Origin of the sequence: Pseudacidovorax intermedius, assembly GCF_001476815.1 — a bacterium.
GTDB classification, from domain to species: Bacteria; Pseudomonadota; Gammaproteobacteria; order Burkholderiales; family Burkholderiaceae_C; genus Xenophilus; species Xenophilus intermedius_A.
Window position 1 is genome coordinate 1 of sequence record NZ_LDSL01000070.1, and the last position, 16,222, is coordinate 16,222.

The 16,222-nt window shown below is 68.3% G+C and carries 14 protein-coding genes and 1 tRNA gene; 4 read left to right on the plus strand and 11 right to left on the minus strand.

All coding sequences use genetic code 11. From position 1 onward, the window contains the following. Nucleotides 1–610: 610 nt before the first annotated feature. Nucleotides 611–916, minus strand: coding sequence for a hypothetical protein (locus NS331_RS11950; protein ID WP_058642218.1), 306 nt, complete (start codon nucleotides 914–916; stop codon nucleotides 611–613). A gap of 176 nt (nucleotides 917–1,092) precedes the next feature. Between NS331_RS11950 and secA the strand changes: the two genes are divergently transcribed. The 4 genes from secA (at nucleotide 1,093) to NS331_RS11970 (ending at nucleotide 6,585) form a co-directional block, all read left to right on the plus strand. Further along, on the plus strand, nucleotides 1,093–3,864 hold the full coding sequence (secA, locus tag NS331_RS11955; RefSeq protein ID WP_058642219.1) for a preprotein translocase subunit SecA: 2,772 nt from the start codon (nucleotides 1,093–1,095) through the stop codon (nucleotides 3,862–3,864). 99 nt (nucleotides 3,865–3,963) lie between these two features. Continuing rightward, the gene (gene argJ / locus NS331_RS11960; protein ID WP_058642220.1) at nucleotides 3,964–5,190 is read left to right on the plus strand and encodes a bifunctional glutamate N-acetyltransferase/amino-acid acetyltransferase ArgJ; all 1,227 of its coding nucleotides are present in this window, start codon (nucleotides 3,964–3,966) and stop codon (nucleotides 5,188–5,190) included. Nucleotides 5,191–5,224: 34 nt separating this feature from the next. Beyond that, complete coding sequence (locus tag NS331_RS11965) at nucleotides 5,225–6,100, plus strand: ATP-binding protein (protein WP_058642221.1); 876 nt, start codon at nucleotides 5,225–5,227, stop codon at nucleotides 6,098–6,100. A 5-nt stretch (nucleotides 6,101–6,105) separates the two neighbouring features. After that, nucleotides 6,106–6,585, plus strand: a complete 480-nt coding sequence (locus tag NS331_RS11970) for an NUDIX domain-containing protein (protein ID WP_082702421.1) — start codon at nucleotides 6,106–6,108, stop codon at nucleotides 6,583–6,585. A gap of 72 nt (nucleotides 6,586–6,657) precedes the next feature. On the opposite strand, the gene NS331_RS11975 is transcribed toward NS331_RS11970, so the two are convergent. The 10 genes from NS331_RS11975 to NS331_RS12020 form a co-directional block, all read right to left on the minus strand. Further along, nucleotides 6,658–6,885 (minus strand): DNA gyrase inhibitor YacG, encoded by a 228-nt coding sequence (locus tag NS331_RS11975; RefSeq protein ID WP_058642222.1) that lies wholly within the window; start codon nucleotides 6,883–6,885, stop codon nucleotides 6,658–6,660. A gap of 10 nt (nucleotides 6,886–6,895) precedes the next feature. Next, complete coding sequence (gene zapD / locus NS331_RS11980; RefSeq protein ID WP_058642223.1) at nucleotides 6,896–7,651, minus strand: cell division protein ZapD; 756 nt, start codon at nucleotides 7,649–7,651, stop codon at nucleotides 6,896–6,898. Nucleotides 7,652–7,721: 70 nt separating this feature from the next. Next, on the minus strand, nucleotides 7,722–8,726 hold the full coding sequence (locus tag NS331_RS11985; RefSeq protein ID WP_058642224.1) for an alginate O-acetyltransferase AlgX-related protein: 1,005 nt from the start codon (nucleotides 8,724–8,726) through the stop codon (nucleotides 7,722–7,724). Continuing rightward, nucleotides 8,723–9,757 (minus strand): hypothetical protein, encoded by a 1,035-nt coding sequence (locus NS331_RS11990; RefSeq protein ID WP_058642225.1) that lies wholly within the window; start codon nucleotides 9,755–9,757, stop codon nucleotides 8,723–8,725. The genes NS331_RS11985 and NS331_RS11990 overlap by 4 nt, the downstream gene beginning before the upstream one ends. Nucleotides 9,758–9,767: 10 nt before the next feature. Then, nucleotides 9,768–11,258: an MBOAT family O-acyltransferase gene (locus NS331_RS11995; RefSeq protein WP_058642226.1), complete on the minus strand. Its 1,491-nt coding sequence runs from the start codon at nucleotides 11,256–11,258 to the stop codon at nucleotides 9,768–9,770. 111 nt (nucleotides 11,259–11,369) lie between these two features. Next, nucleotides 11,370–11,975, minus strand: coding sequence for a dephospho-CoA kinase (gene coaE, locus NS331_RS12000; RefSeq protein ID WP_058642227.1), 606 nt, complete (start codon nucleotides 11,973–11,975; stop codon nucleotides 11,370–11,372). A gap of 17 nt (nucleotides 11,976–11,992) precedes the next feature. Then, a complete protein-coding gene (locus NS331_RS12005) occupies nucleotides 11,993–12,946 on the minus strand; it encodes a prepilin peptidase (RefSeq protein WP_058642228.1) in 954 nt (317 codons plus the stop codon). Beyond that, nucleotides 12,946–14,184: a type II secretion system F family protein gene (locus tag NS331_RS12010; RefSeq protein WP_058642229.1), complete on the minus strand. Its 1,239-nt coding sequence runs from the start codon at nucleotides 14,182–14,184 to the stop codon at nucleotides 12,946–12,948. Before NS331_RS12010 ends, NS331_RS12005 begins: the two co-directional genes overlap by 1 nt. A gap of 28 nt (nucleotides 14,185–14,212) precedes the next feature. Continuing rightward, a complete protein-coding gene (gene pilB / locus NS331_RS12015) occupies nucleotides 14,213–15,952 on the minus strand; it encodes a type IV-A pilus assembly ATPase PilB (protein WP_058642230.1) in 1,740 nt (579 codons plus the stop codon). 192 nt (nucleotides 15,953–16,144) lie between these two features. Next, nucleotides 16,145–16,221: transfer RNA gene (locus NS331_RS12020), tRNA-Pro, on the minus strand. Between the last annotated feature and the right edge of the window lies 1 nt (nucleotide 16,222).

Sequence of the window (16,222 nt, forward strand, 5' to 3'; positions counted from 1 at the left end):
GGGGCTTTTTGTTTTGGCGCGCAAGGAAATGAAGGTGCACCAGATGCAAATGCAGCATCCGCCGCCAAGATGAGAGCAGGAATTCGCCTCTAGAACGGTAGCCACGAATTGCTTGCACAAGCGACATGCTCCCACCACAGATATGGCACTCGCGACAGCTGCGCCAATGCGACGTTCCTTAAAGCGCTCGTCGCAACGGGCGTGCCGCAGAACAACGCGCGGCGAGCTGCCCCGCAGCAGGCAGTCCATTCATGCCCCCAACAAGGACTGGGCGCCCGGCCTTGCTTCAGCAAGTTGAACATCTGAGCGCCTTGGGCGCGTGGCATTCAAACGCTGGTGCGTCGGCCATCTGCTGTGCCAAGCGGCGCCATGCGCGCGTCGGCACATCTTCGACGCTCCTAACATGCCGCCGTGGCTCGGCATCACGACTCCTAGGCAGCCAGTCGCTTGATAAACGTCCAGCGTCAGCGCAGCCATCTCCCCGCCGACGTTGGGCGTACGGGACGGAGAACCGACCGCAAAGCCGTCCGTTGATCCGATCAGCTATCGCTTGCTGCGCGCACTTCTGTGATCGCCGCTCAAAGATGTCCACGACAGCCCAGGGCCGGACTCAACCGCCCGTGGAAATCTTGATCCGGATGGCCGTCGTTTCCCATCCCTTCGACCGGAGATGCGCCTGCAGCATCGGCACCATCTGCCGCAGCTTGGCCGCCACCGCATTGCCCCGCACCAGCAGGCACCAGCTGCCATCCTCGACGGGACCGGCTTGAAGTGCACCGAACATGGCTGGGGGAACCAGCGGCTGAATGGCCTTCAGCCGCGACTGGCTGTCGCGCACGCGGCCCATCAGCCCCGCCAGCGCAGGTGAATCTTCGCTGGCTTGCAGCACGGTGATGGCGTGGGAACGTCGGGTCATGGACAAGCTCTAAAATGCCCTGTTTGCCGGCTTTCAGCCGGCAAGGCATGTCGGGGAAGGTGCGGTGGGTCTTCTGCTTGGAAGGTCCGCCGGAGCCCCCAACTCAACCACTATCTTAGGCTTTCCGACCCGCCGTTTCTCGAGTCCGCTCGAAGCGCGCGCCGATCCAGCATCCAATGGCCACGAACTTCCTCACCCGCCTATTCGGCAGCCGCAACGACCGCCTCCTGAAGCAGTATCGAAAGAACGCCGAACGCGTCAACGCGCTGGAGCCGCAGTTCGAGAAGCTCGACGACGAGGCGCTGCGCGGCAAGACGCAGGAGTTCCGGGAGCGCCTGGCCAAGGGCGAATCGCTCGACGATCTGCTGCCCGAAGCCTTCGCCACGGTGCGCGAAGCCTCCAAGCGCGTGATGAAGATGCGGCACTTCGACGTGCAGCTCATCGGTGGCATGGCCCTGCACCAGGGCAAGATCGCCGAGATGCGCACCGGCGAGGGCAAGACGCTCACGGCCACGCTGCCGGTGTACCTGAATGCGCTGACGGGCAACGGCGTGCACGTGGTCACGGTGAACGATTACCTGGCCACGCGCGACGCGACCTGGATGGGCCGCCTCTACAACTTCCTCGGCCTGACGGTGGGCATCAACCTGCCCAATATGCCGAAGGAAGAGAAGCAGACGGCGTATGGCGCCGACATCACCTACGGCACCAACAACGAGTACGGTTTCGACTACCTGCGCGACAACATGGTGTACGAGCCGGCCGATCGCGTGCAGCGCAAGCTGAACTTCGCGATCGTCGACGAGGTGGACTCGATCCTGATCGACGAGGCCCGCACGCCGCTGATCATCAGCGGCCAGGCCGAGGACCACACGCAGATGTACCTGGCGATCAACCAGGTCGCACCGCTGCTGACCCGCCAGGAAGGCGAGGAAGATCCGCGCACCGGCGAGGGCATCACCAAGCCGGGCGACTTCACGGTGGACGAGAAGGCGCACCAGATCTTCCTGACCGAAGACGGCCACGAGAAGGCCGAGCAGCTGCTGAGCCAGGCCGGCCTGCTGCCGGACGGCGCGTCGCTTTACGACCCGGCCAACATCACGCTGATGCACCACCTGAACGCCGCGTTGCGGGCGCGGCACCTGTACCACCGCGACCAGCACTATGTGGTGCAGGACGGCGAGGTGGTCATCGTCGACGAATTCACCGGCCGCCTGATGAGCGGCCGCCGCTGGAGCGATGGCCTGCACCAGGCCGTGGAAGCCAAGGAAGGTGTGGAGATTCAGGCCGAGAACCAGACGCTGGCCTCGATCACCTTCCAGAACTACTTCCGCCTGTATGGCAAGCTCGCCGGCATGACGGGCACGGCCGACACCGAGGCCTACGAGTTCCAGGAGATCTATGGGCTCGAGACGGTCATCATCCCGCCCAACCGGCCGAGCAAGCGCGACGACCAGCTCGACCGCGTCTACAAGACCACGCGCGAGAAGTACGAGGCGGCCATTGCCGACATCCGCGAATGCCACGAGCGCGGCCAGCCGGTGCTGGTGGGCACCTCGTCGATCGAGAACTCGGAAATCATCTCCGGGCTGCTGACCCAGGCGGGCCTGGAGCACCAGGTGCTCAACGCCAAGCAGCACGCGCGGGAGGCGGACATCATCGCCCAGGCCGGCCGGCCCAAGATGATCACCATCGCCACCAACATGGCGGGCCGCGGCACCGACATCGTGCTGGGCGGCAACGTGGAGAAGCTGATCGAGGCCGTGGAGGCCGACGAGTCGCTGGATGCCGCGGCCAAACAGGCGCGCATCGACGAGCTGCGCGAAGGCTGGAAGAAGGAGCACGAGTTCGTGCGCACGCTGGGCGGTCTGCGCATCATCGCGACCGAGCGCCACGAGTCCCGCCGCATCGACAACCAGCTGCGTGGCCGTTCGGGCCGTCAGGGCGACCCCGGCTCCTCGCGCTTCTACCTGAGCCTGGACGACCAGCTGATGCGCATCTTCGCGGGCGACCGCGTGCGCGCAATCATGGACCGCCTGAAGATGCCCGATGGCGAGGCCATCGAGGCCGGCATCGTCACTCGCAGCATCGAGAGCGCGCAGCGCAAGGTCGAGGCGCGCAACTTCGACGTGCGCAAGCAATTGCTCGAATACGACGACGTCTCCAACGACCAGCGCAAGGTCATCTACCAGCAGCGCAACGAGATCCTGGACGCGGGCGACCTGTCGGCCCAGATCGACGCGCTGCGCGAAGGCTGCTTCACCGACCTGGTGCGCCAGTACGTGCCGGCGGAGTCGGTGGAAGAGCAGTGGGACCTGCCCGGCCTGCAGCGCGTGCTGGCCGCGGACTGGGGCCTGGAACTGCCGCTGGTGCAGGAGGTCGAGGCCGCCGAAGCCATGACCGACGAGGACATCGTCGAGCGCGTGGTCAAGGCCGCCAACGAGGCCTACGAGGCCAAGGTGGCCCTGGTCGGCCGCGAGCAGTTCACGCAGTTCGAGCGCATGGTGCTGCTGCAGGCCATGGACAGCAACTGGCGCGAGCACCTTTCCTCGCTCGACTACCTGCGCCAGGGCATCCACCTGCGCGGCTATGCGCAGAAGCAGCCCAAGCAGGAATACAAGCGCGAGGCCTTCGAGCTGTTCGGCCAGCTGCTGGACACCGTCAAGAACGAAGTCACCCGCCAGCTGATGCTGGTGCGCATCCAGTCGGCCGAGCAGATCGAGCAGGCGGCCGACGACATGGAAAGCCGTGCCGAGGCCATCTCCAACATCACCTACACCGCGCCGACCGAGACGGGCGAGCCGGAGGTGCGCAGCACCGCCGCGGCCAGCCAGACCGCGGCCGCCGCCGTGGCTGCCGCAGTGGCCGCCGGTCGCGTGGGCCGCAACGATCCCTGCCCCTGCGGCAGCGGCAAGAAGTACAAGCAGTGCCACGGCAAGCTGAGCTGATCGCCAACTGAGCCCTCGCCTGGATCGCCCGGCCCGCCGTCATCGGCGTGGCATGGGGCGGTCCGCACAATTCGCGTCCGATCCCTTCAGGAACCTTCCATGCCCGTGAACCTGACCGCCCCCGATCCTGCCCAACTGCATCCGGTGCCCGGCGTGCGCATCGGCGTCACCGAAGCCGGCGTGCGCAAGGCCAACCGCAAGGACCTGACCGTGTTCCTGCTCGACGAGGGCAGCGCCGTCGGCGGCGTGTTCACGCAGAACCGCTTCTGCGCCGCTCCCGTGCAGGTCTGCCGCGAGCACCTGGCCGCGGGTTTCGGCGTGCGCGCGCTGGTGATCAACACCGGCAACGCCAACGCGGGCACGGGCGACGACGGCCTGGTGCGCGCCCGCTCCACCTGCATCGCCCTGGCCCGCCTGCTGAACGTGGCGCCAGAGCAGATCCTGCCCTTCTCCACCGGCGTGATCATGGAGACGCTGCCCAACGACCGCATCGCCGCCGGCCTGCCCGCTGCGCTCGACGACGCGTCCGAGGCGCACTGGGGCCGCGCCGCCGAAGGCATCATGACCACCGACACCGTGCCCAAGGCCTTCAGCCGCCAGGTGACGCTGGGCGGTGCAACGGTGACCGTCACCGGCATCAGCAAAGGCGCCGGCATGATCCGGCCCAACATGGCGACCATGCTCGGCTTCCTGGCGACCGATGCGCGCATCGCGCCGGCCCTGCTGCAGCCGCTGGCCCGCACGCTGGCCGAGGGCTCCTTCAACCGCGTCACCATCGACGGCGACACCTCCACCAACGACTCCTTCGTCGTCATCGCCACCGGCAAGACCGGCCCGGCCATCGATACGCTGGACAGCGCGGACGGCCAGGCTCTGCTGGCCGCCATGCAGGCGGTGGCGCGCGACCTGGCGCAGGCCATCGTGCGCGACGGCGAGGGGGCGACCAAGTTCATCACCGTGCAGGTGGAAGGCGGCCGCAACGCCGCCGAATGCCGGCAGGCGGCCTATGCCGTGGCCCACTCGCCGCTGGTCAAGACGGCCTTCTTCGCCAGCGACCCCAATCTCGGCCGCATCCTCGCGGCCGTGGGCTATGCCGGCATCGCCGACCTGGATCAGACCCTGATCGAACTGCACCTGGACGACGTGCACGTCGTCACCCGTGGCGGCCGCCATCCCGACTACCGCGAGGAAGACGGCCAGCGCGTGATGAAGAAGAGCGAGATCGTGGTGCGCATCGGCCTGGGCCGCGGCGAGGCCAGCGACACCGTCTGGACCTGCGACCTGAGCCACGACTACGTCTCCATCAACGCGGACTACCGCTCCTGACCCCGTGCGGGCGCCTGCCCGCCGCACCGCCGCCATGAACGAGCAATTCGAGCGCCTGATCGAACGGGCCGAGCAACTGATCGACCGCATCGAGTCCGTGCTTCCCCAGCCGCTGGGCGCGCCGTCCGACTGGAATGCCGCCATCGCCTGGCGCTACCGGCGGCGCAGTTCCGGCCACGGCCGGCTGGAGCCGGTGCGCCACGTGGCGGCGATGGCGCTGGGCGATCTCAAGGAGATCGATGGCCAGAAGGAGAAGATCGCGCGCAACACGCGCCAGTTCGTCGAAGGCCGGCCGGCCAACAACGTGCTGCTGACCGGCGCGCGCGGGACCGGCAAGTCCTCGCTGGTGCGCGCCTGCCTGCACGAGTTCGCGCCGCAGGGCCTGCGGCTGATCGAGGTCGACAAGTCCGACCTCACCGACCTGCCCGACATCGTGGAGGTGGTCTCGGGCCGGCCCGAGAAGTTCATCGTCTTCAGCGACGACCTGAGCTTCGACGAGGGCGAGCCGGGCTACAAGGCGCTCAAGTCCATCCTCGACGGCTCGGTGGCTGCGGCCACGCCCAACGTGCTGATCTACGCGACCAGCAACCGGCGCCACCTGCTGCCCGAGTACATGAAGGAGAACCTCAGCTACACGCACACGGAGGATGGCGAGGTGCATCCCGGCGAGGTGGTGGAGGAGAAGATCTCGCTGTCCGAGCGCTTCGGCCTGTGGGTGAGCTTCTATCCCTTTTCGCAGGCCGAGTACCTGGCGATCGTGGCGCAGTGGCTGTCCTCCTTCGGCCTGGATGCCGCCACCGTCGAGGCGGCGCGGCCCCAGGCGCTGGTGTGGGCGCTGGAGCGCGGCTCGCGCAGCGGGCGTGTGGCCTACCAGTTCGCCCGCGATTTCGCCGGCAGGATGGCGGCATGAGCCGCATGAGCGGCACGTCGGCCATGCCTTCGGCAGAGACGGACGCGAGCGCCACGCCGGCGCCGCGCAAGCACACCGAGGTCGCCGTCGGCGTGCTCATCGGGCCGGATGGCGCCCTGCTGCTGTCGACGCGGCCCGAAGGCAAGCCCTATGCGGGCTACTGGGAGTTTCCGGGCGGCAAGATCGAGGCCGGCGAAACGGTCGAGCAGGCGCTGCGCCGCGAACTGCAGGAAGAGCTCGGCATCACCATCGCTGGTGCCGCGGTCTGGCGCGTGACCGAGCACGACTACCCGCATGCGCTGGTGCGGCTGCACTGGTGCAAGGTGTTCGAGTGGTCCGGCGACTTCGAGATGCGCGAAGGCCAGGCCATGTGCTGGCAGCAGTTGCCGCTCACCGTGACGCCGGTGCTGCCGGGCGCCATGCCCGTGCTGCAGTGGCTGGCGGAAGAGCGCGGCCTCTCGGGCCCGGTGCTCGCCGGCGGCTGAGCCCGATTCACGGCGCCGCGCGGCGGCGCGTTCTGGCTGAAGCTGCGCGCCTTGACCAGGCGCCGGCGCCGCTCAGCTCTGCAGCCGCGGGTCGCCGAAAGGCTCGTCGTCCGGCGGCGCGTCGGTGGGCATGCGGAACTGCTCGCTGGCCCAGGCCCCCAGGTCGATGCCCTTGCAGCGGGCGCTGCAGAAGGGGCGGAAGCGGTTTTCGGGCGCGTAGACGCTGTCCTGCCCGCAGGCGGGACAGGGCACCAGGCGGACACCGGATTTCGCGGACTTCTTCTTGTCGACAGAGTTCATCGCCACCCCCTCAGGCGCACAGCGTCAGCTCGAAGGGCGCGTCCTCGGTGCTGGGCTGCAGGTGGCCCTGGTCGTCCTGGCGCATCAGGCGCACCGACACCATCAGGCGGTTGCCGCTGATCTCCGGCACCACCGCCAGCGCCGGGTCGATGCGCAGCCGCAGCAGCTGGAAGCTGCGGCTTTGCGGCAGCGTCTGCTGGAACTGGCCGCCGGTGGCGATCACGCGGTAGGGCATGTCGGCATCGCGCAGCAGCTTGAGCAGCAGGAAGACGGCCTCGGCCAGCGGCGACAGGCTGCTCGCCCAGCGCTGCAGGTCGGCCCGGCGCTCCGTCGGCGGGCGGTTCTGCCAGGCGTGGTAGGCCGGCAGGTCGAACTCGCAGGTGCCGGCGGGAATGCCCGCGCGGCTGCGGATGCCCATCAGCCACTCGTTCTCCGTCAGCGCCTGGCCGGCCTTGCCGGTGGCATTGTTGAGCGACTGGAAGGCACGGTCGAGCTGCTGCACGAAGGCATCGAGCAGCGACTCCTGGATGGCGGGATTGCCGCGGTAGCCGTTGAACACGGCCTTCTGCTTCTCGAGGTCGCGCAGGGCCTCGGACTTGAGGTCGGCGCGGCCGGCCACGTCCATGATGTCGAACATGGTCAGCAGCGCGAAATGGTGGTGCAGCGCCGAGTCCGAGGGCACCAGTTCGCCCAGGCGGCGAAACAGGTGCTCGAGCCGAAGATAGGTCCGGATGCGCTCGTTGAAGGGATATTCGTAGAGGATCACGTCTCTGGGGGGCTCCTTCGCGACATCATAGTTGCCGCGATGTCACGTGGCGCGCAGGGTGCGCAATGTTTCAAGGTGCCGACGGCGTGCCCAGGCGGGCCTGCACCGCCTTGAGCATGATGTCGCCGAGGGCGTACTGCCCGTGCATGGAGAAGTGGGTGTCGTTGGGGAAGTACAGGTCCACCACCTGGTGCCGCGCGGCCTGGGCGTAGCCGAAGAGGTCAGGCCCCAGGCCGCTGTCGCGCAGGCCCTTCACGAAGGCGGCCGAGTAGTCCGGATCGAGGTACACGGTGGTCTTGTTGGGAATGACCATCCACAGGATCGGCACCGTCTGCGAGCGGGTGAAGCGGGCCATCAGGTCCAGCGTCTGCGTCGTGAGCGGGCCGTTGTTCAGGTCGTCCTTGAAGAACAGTGCCCGGTCGCACATGCGGTGCGAGAACTGCTTGCATCCCTCGGGAACGAAGCGTACCTGGGTCTCGTCGCCGAACTGCAGGTCGGTGTGGGCAGCGCGCACCTCGCGCATGTTCTGCCAGGTGATGAGGCCGGTGGTGAGCTTGGCGGTCCAGTTCAGGCCCAGGTCCGGCACGCCGGCGAGCGGGCGGATGAAGGGCGTGGGCTTGATCTCGGGCGGCTTGCCCATGGTCTTGCACTCGGCGCCCTTGCGCACCCGCTCGTCCAGGAGGCGCTCCACGCTCTCGGCGATCACCAGCTTGCCGCGGAAACCGGCGTTGTGCAGCCACTGCGAGAAATCGCCGCACAGGTAACCGACCTGGCCCCAGTACAGCGTGGCGACCTTGTAGCCGGCCCGCACCAGCGTGGACTGCCAGTACAGCGTCATCGAGAAGCTGTCGCCGACGACGAAGATGTCGGCGTCCTTCAGCGGCGAGGACACCAGCGCTTCGGCCGGCGGGGCGGCGGGCGCCGGCTGGCGCCAGCCGAACTCGTCGTCCGACAGGCGGCCGATGCGCGTGAGGTCGCCGTAGGGCACGGCCGTGAACAGCGTCACCACCAGCATGGCGCTGACGATCAGGAAACCGACGAGGAAGGTGCGAAGCCAGATCGCGGCGTTGTTCATGGACGCTCTCGGGAAGAAGGGACGGCCAGCGCGGCCTGGACGGCCTCGCGCATGCGGCCGCCGAAGTAGACCTGGCCCTGCATCGACCAGTGGGTGTCGTTGGGCCAGTAGAGGTCGATGATGTTCAGGCGCTGTGCCTGGGCCATGGCGAACAGGTCGGGGCCTATGCCCAGCGCATCGGCGCGGTCGGCGAAGGCCCGCGCGTTGCGGGTGTCGAGGTAGACGGTTGTCTTGTTGGGCACCACCATCCACATCACCTGCACCGGGGCGGCGCGGCGGGCGAAGGCGGCCATGAAGTCGGCGTCGGCCGGCTGCAGTTCGCGGTTGGTGCGGTCGGCCGTGAGGAACAGGCTCTTGTCACAGACCGGGCTGCTGAACTGGCGGCAGCCCTCGGCCACCGGGCTGGAGAAGATGTAGTCGCCGAAGCGCTCGTGCTCCACGTCCACCACGCCGTCGGTGCGCACGATCTGCCGCGTGTTGCGCCAGGTGACCAGGCCGGTCATCAGCGGCGACGTCCAGTTGAGGCGGCGCGGCGGCGGCGGCTGAGAGGGGCTCCCGGTGGGCACGGGCAGCGACTTGAGCGGGCGGCGCGCCATCGTCGCGCAGGCCTGGGCCTGCTCCAGGCGCTCCGGCAGCAGCCGCTCGATGCTCTCCAGGATGACCAGGCGGCCGTGAAAGCCGATCGACTGCAGCCACGCCGGGAAGTCGGTGCACAGCGGGCCCGTGCGGTCCCAGTGCGTGGTCGCGACCTTGTAGCCGGCCGCCACCAGCGGCGACTGCCAGGCGTAGTACATCGAGAAGCTGTCGCCGATGACCAGGATGTCCGCCTCGGCCGGTTCCCAGCCGCGCACCGCCGTCATCGGGATGGGCGGCGGCACCGAGCGCCAGCCGAAGGCCGTCTCGGACACGCGGCCAATGCGCGTCAGCCCGCCCTCCGCCGGCTGGGTGAACAGGGTGACCAGGAACAGCGCGACGATGACGGCAAAGCCCGCCGTGAAAACGCCGAGCCAGATCCGCGCGGGTTTGTGCATCGCCACCCGCTCAGAACTGGAAGTACAGGAAGGGGCTGTAGGTGCCCAGGCGCGAGATCGACAGGCCCAGCAGCACCACCGTCACCAGCGCCGTGCAGACGGTCACGCAGGCCGACAGGCGCGGACGCCCCGCCAACGCCGGCACCATCGGCACCCAGCGCTGCAGGCTGATCGTCGGCGGTAGTGCGAGGCAGATGAACAGCCCCAGGAACATGGTCTGGAAGAACTCCGGCTTGCGGTAGGGAATGGTGAATTCCGAGAACGCGGACATCGACACGCCGTTGAGCCCCAGCATGCCCTTGTAGATGTGCATGGCGGTGGTCATGCTGTCGGCGCGGAAGACCACCCAGGCGACCATCACGCACAGGAATGTGACCAGCCAGCGCAGCGGCAGCGTCCACTTGCTGGGCGGGCGGTGGCGGCGCACCTTCGCCACCCACAGGTGGTTCAGCGTGAGGTAGGCGCCGTGCAGGGCGCCCCACAGCACGAAGGTCCAGGCCGCGCCGTGCCACAGGCCGCCTAGCAGCATCGTGAGGAAGAGGTTGAGGTAGCGCCGCGCCTCGCCCTTGCGGTTGCCGCCCAGCGGGATGTAGAGGTAGTCGCGCAGGAAGGTCGACAGCGAGATGTGCCAGCGGCGCCAGAACTCGATGATGCTGGTCGACTTGTACGGCGAGGCGAAGTTCAGCGGCAGGTTCACGCCCATGCACAGCGCGATGCCCACCGCCATGTCGGAGTAGCCCGAGAAGTCGAAGTAGATCTGCAGCGTGTACGCCAGCACGCCGAACCAGGCGCTGCCCAGCGTGGGGATGGTGCCGCCCTGCACGCCGTGGAACACCATGTCGGCGTACTCGCCCATGCGGTCCGCGATCAGCAGCTTCTTGGCCAGGCCGAAGCTGAAGATCGCCAGGCCGAGCGCGAGCTTGTTGGTGTCCACGCGGTAGGTCGCCGGGTTGGCGAACTGCGGCATCATCTGCGCGTGGTGCAGCACCGGGCCGGCAATCAGGTGCGGGAAGTAGGTGACGAACAGCACGTAGTGCACGAAGCTGCGCTCGTGCACCTTGCCCTGCCATGCGTCCACCAGGAAGGCGATCTGCGTGAAGGTGTAGAAGGAAATGCCGATGGGCAATGCCACGTGCAGCAGCGGCAGCGGCGCGATGCCGGCCTCGGCCAGGCCCTCGTTGACGTTGCCGAGGAAGAAGTCGGCGTACTTGAACACCCCCAGCAGCGCCAGGTTGACCGTCAGCGCGAGGATCAGCATGCGCTTGCGGCCCCGGTCGGTGCGCCCGTCCTGCGGCGTGAGCTGCAGGCCGAACCAGTAGTTCATGCAGATCGAGCCCAGCAGCAGCGGCAGCGCCTCGAGGCTCCACCAGCCGTAGAAGAACAGCGAGGCGAGTGCCAGAAAACCCGCGGCCGCCCGCGCGCTGCGCCATCCGATCAGGAAGAAGCCCGCGAGCACCAGCGGGAAGAAGACGAAGATGAACGCGTAGGAATTGAAAAGCATCGGGGGTGGGGCTTCTTGTGCGCCATCGAGGCGGGGCCATCTGTCCTGCGCGCGTCTCTGCGTTGTGATGCCCACCCCGAGGTGGGCGGGTCGCGAAGGAGCAACGCGGGATTATCGCAAGCCGAGGCTGACCCAGCGCTGCCACAACGACTGGACGCTCAGAGCCAGGTCGTCCAGCCCGAGTTCCTCGTTGTGGATCACGGCGTCCGCCACGGCGCGCCGCTCGGCCCGCGTCGCCTGTTGCGTGATGACGGCGCGCACCGTGTCCGCCGGCCAGCCCGAGCGGGCGACGACGCGGCGCAATTGCGTGTCTTCGCTGGTGTCGATCACCAGCACGCGGTCGACCCGTTCGCGCCAGCGGCGCGATTCGACCAGCAGCGGCACGTCGAACACCAGGGCCGGCACGTCCCCGTGGGCGGCCGCCTGGCGCTCGCATTCCTCGCCGATCAGGGGATGCAGCAGGGCCTGCAGCCTTGCCTTGGCCGTGGGGTCGCCGAAGGCCAGAGCGCGCATGCGCTCGCGGTCCAGGCTGCCATCCGCCGCCACCGCCTCGGTGCCGAAGGCCTCGGCGATGGCCGGCATGGCGCGGCCGCCGGGCGCCGTCAGCTGGCGGGCGATGGCGTCGGTGTCCACCAGGCCGGCGCCCAGCGCCTGCAGCTGGGCCGCCACGGTGCTCTTGCCGCTGCCGATGCCGCCGGTGAGGCCGATGCGCAGCATGCGGGTGGCGCGTCCGCTCAAAGGCCGAGCGGGAAGGCGAAGGGCAGCCACGCCCGCACCGCGGCCGGGCCTGCCACCAGGCACAGCAGCCCGGCGCCCGCCAGGAAGGGGCCGAAGGAGATCGGCACGTGCCGGTTGGCCAGCCGGCCGCCCAGCACCAGCGCCACGCCCAGCACCGCGCCCACCAGCGACGACACCAGGATCAGTGCCAGCAGGTAGGAGGCGCCCAGCCACGCGCCCAGCGCGGCCAGCAGCTTGAAGTCGCCGTAGCCCATGCCTTCGCGGCCCGTCGCCGCCCGATAGAGCTGGTAGACCACCCACAGGCTCAGGTAACCGAACACCGCGCCCAGAATGGCCGAGGCCGGCGCCACGCCCGTCAGGCCGAAGGCGGCGCCGCCCAGGCCCAGCCACAGCAGCAGGTAGTTGAGCGAATCCGGCAGCAGCTGGGTGTCGAGGTCGATCACGAACTGGCACACGAGCAGCGCGCAGAAGGCGGCCCACAGCACGCCGGTGAGGCTCAGGCCGAAGCGCCAGCCGCACAGGGCGAACAGGGCGCCGGTGGCCAGCTCGACCAGCGGGTAGCGGATGCCGATGGGCGCCCGGCAGGCGCTGCAGCGGCCGCGCAGCACCAGCCAGCTCAGCACCGGGATGTTCTCGTACCAGCGGATGCCGTGGCCGCAGTGGCCGCAGCGCGAGCGCGGGCGGGCGAGGTCGTAGGCCGGCAGGGCGTCCACCTGCGCCAGCGCGGCTTCGGCCTCCTGCTCCAGCCGGCCGGGCGGCGCGCTGCCGGGACCGAAGACCAGCGACCACAGGCTGGGCAGGCCCGGCTGCGGCGCCAGGTTGGCGGTGGCGTCCACCAGCCAGCCCCGGTACATCATGCGCGGCAGGCGGTGGATCACCACGTTCAGGAAGCTGCCGATGAGCAGGCCGACCAGGCCGGCCAAACCGGCGTCCAGCGCCGCAGACCCCATCAGACCACCTGGCCCAGCTTGAAGATCGGCAGGTACATCGACACCACGATGCCGCCGATGACCACGCCCAGCACCACGATGATGATCGGCTCCATCAGGCTCGACAGGCCGGCCACCATGGCGTCGACCTCCTGCTCGTAGAAGTCGGCGGCCTTGCCCAGCATGTGGTCGATGGAGCCGGACTCCTCGCCGATGGCCGTCATCTGCAGCACCATGGGCGGGAACAGGTTGGCGCCCGTCATGGCCGTGGTCAGGCTGGTGCCGGTGGACACTTCCTGCTGGATGCGGGTGGTGGCCTTGGCATAGACCGAGTTGCCCGAGGCGCCGCCCACCGAGTCGAGGGCTTCCACCAGCGGCACGCCGGCGGCGAACATGGTGGACAGCGTGCGCGTCCAGCGCGCCACGCAGGACTTGTCGATCAGCGCACCGAAGATCGGCAGGCGCAGCAGCAGCCGGTCCACCGCCTGCTGGAATTTCTCGTTGCGCTTCCAGGCCTGCAGCGTGAAGTAGCCGCCGCCGATCAGCACGCCGAAGATCAGCCACCAGTAGCTGACGAAGAATTCGCTCATGCCGATCACGAACAGCGTCGGCGCCGGCAGGTCCGCCCCGAAGGAGGTGAACACCTGCTTGAAGGACGGAATCACGAACAGCATGATGATCGTGACCACCACGAAGGCCACCACGATCACCGCCGTCGGGTACATCAGCGCCGACTTGATCTTGGACTTGATCGCCTCGGTCTTCTCCATGTAGAGCGCCAGCCGGTCCAGCAGCTCTTCCAGGATGCCCGCCGCCTCGCCCGCCTCGATCAGGTTGCAGTAGAGGGTGTTGAAGTACTTGGGGTGCTTGCGGAAGGCCGAGGACAGCGAGGTGCCGGTCTCCACGTCGGTGCGGATGTCGTTGAGCAGCCGCGCCATGTTGGGGTTGCTGTTGCCGCGCCCGACGATGTCGAAGGCCTGCAGCAGCGGCACGCCGGCCTTCATCATGGTCGCCATCTGGCGGGTGAACACCGCCACGTCGCGCGGCTTGATGGACTTGCCCGAACGCAGCTTGCGCTTCTTGATCTTGGTGGTCAGCACCCCCTGGCGCCGCAGGCTGGCCTGCACCTGGTTCTCGCCCAGGGCGCGCATTTCGCCGCGCACGGTCTTGCCGTTGCGGTCACGGCCCTCCCATTCGTAGAGGAATTCCTTCTGCGTGGCAGGGCGGGCGGGGGTTCGTTTCTGGGCGGCTGTGGCCATGGCAACTCCGGTGGGCGCGCGCCCGAGTCTATTCGTTGGTGACGCCCAGAACCTCTTCGAGCGACGTGACGCCCTGCTGCACCTTCTGCAGGCCCGATTTGCGCAACGAACGCACGCCCTCGCGCTCGGCCTGGGCGGCAATCTCGAGCGCACTGCCGTCGCGCAGGATGATCTTCTGGATTTCTTCCGAGATCGGCATCACCTGGTAGATGCCGACGCGGCCCTTGTAGCCGCTGCTGCAGGCGCTGCAGCCGACGGGGCGGTACGGCGTCCAGCTGCCGTCCAGTGCCTCGCGCCGGAAGCCTGCATCCAGCAGCGCCTGCTGCGGAATGTCGGCCGGCTGCTTGCACTGGGGACACAGCCGCCTCGCCAGCCGCTGGGCAGTGATCAGGATCACGCTGGAGGCGATGTTGAACGGCGCGATGCCCATGTTGCGCATGCGCGTCAGCGTGGTCGGCGCATCGTTGGTGTGCAGGGTCGACAGGACCAGGTGCCCCGTCTGCGCCGCCTTGATGGCGATGTCGGCGGTTTCCAGGTCGCGGATCTCGCCCACCATGATGATGTCCGGGTCCTGGCGCAGGAAGGCGCGCAGGGCGGAGGCGAAGGTCAGTCCGGCCTTGTCGTTGACGTTGACCTGATTCACGCCCGGCAGATTGATTTCGGACGGGTCCTCGGCCGTGGCGATGTTCACGCCGGGCTTGTTCAGCAGGTTCAGGCAGGTGTAGAGCGACACCGTCTTGCCCGAGCCGGTCGGCCCCGTGACCAGGATCATGCCGTAGGGCCGGCCGATGGCCGCCAGCAGCCGCTCCTTCTCGTCGGCGTCGTAGCCCAGGGCGTCGATGCCGAGGCGGGCGCTGCCCGGGTCCAGGATCCGGATCACGATCTTCTCGCCGAACAGCGTGGGCAGCGTGCTGACGCGGAAGTCGATCACGCGGTCGCCACTGACCTTGAGCTTCATGCGGCCATCCTGCGGCACGCGCTTCTCGGAGATGTCCATGCGCGAGATCACCTTGATCCGCGAGGCCAGCTTGTCCTTGATGGCCACCGGCGGGCTGGCGATCTCGCGCAGTTCGCCGTCGACGCGGAAGCGCACCCGGTAGTTGTGCTCGTAGGGCTCGAAATGGATGTCCGACGCGCGCATCGCGAAGGCGTCCAGCAGCATCTTGTGCAGGAAGCGCACCACCGGCGCGTCCTCCACGTCGGCCGCGGCGGAGGTGTCGGGCGCATCGACGGGCTCGGCCGCCAGGTCGTCGAACTCGATGTCGGGGCCGACGATGCTGTCGACGGCATCGTCCGCGGCGGCCTGGTGGGCCTCGACCAGGCGCAGCAGCTTGTCGTATTCGGCCACCACCCAGTCCACGCCGAGCTGGGAGGCGAACTTGATCTTCTCGGCGGCCTGCTGGTCGGAGGGGTCGGCCGTCGCCACCACCAGCCGGTTGCCGCGCTTGGCCAGCACCACGATGCGGTAGGACTCGCACAGGCGCGGATCGAGCAGGCCCTTGGGCAGGCGCTGCGGATCCACCGCGTCCAGGTCCAGCAGCGGCGTCGAGAAGGTGGCGGACAGTGCATGCGCCAGCTCGCGCGGCAGCACCTGGCCGGTGCCGGTCAGCTCGGCGATGAAGCTGGTGCGTCCGCTTTGCGAGCGCTGGTAGATCTGCTGCGCCGCGCGCGCTTCCAGCAAGCCGGCCGACACCAGCGCCCGCGCCACGCCGGGCAGCGCGACGGCGGCTGCGGCGGTGTCACGGAGGAGAGGGTCGGCGGCGGCCATGCGGCGAAGGCGGGGGCAAGGGACTACACACGATCATGAACGACCGTGACGGGAATGTACATTGGTTGCAAATAACACATCATGCAACATTCCTTCGCCATGCGCGGGCTGCTTCGAGCGTCGCGCGGAGCCAACGAAAAAAGCCCCACGGCGTGGGGCTCTTCGGCGGTCGCCACCAGGGCGACAAAAAATTGGTCGGGGTGAGAGGATTCGAACCTCCGGCCTCTACGTCCCGAACGTAGCGCTCTACCAGGCTAAGCTACACCCCGT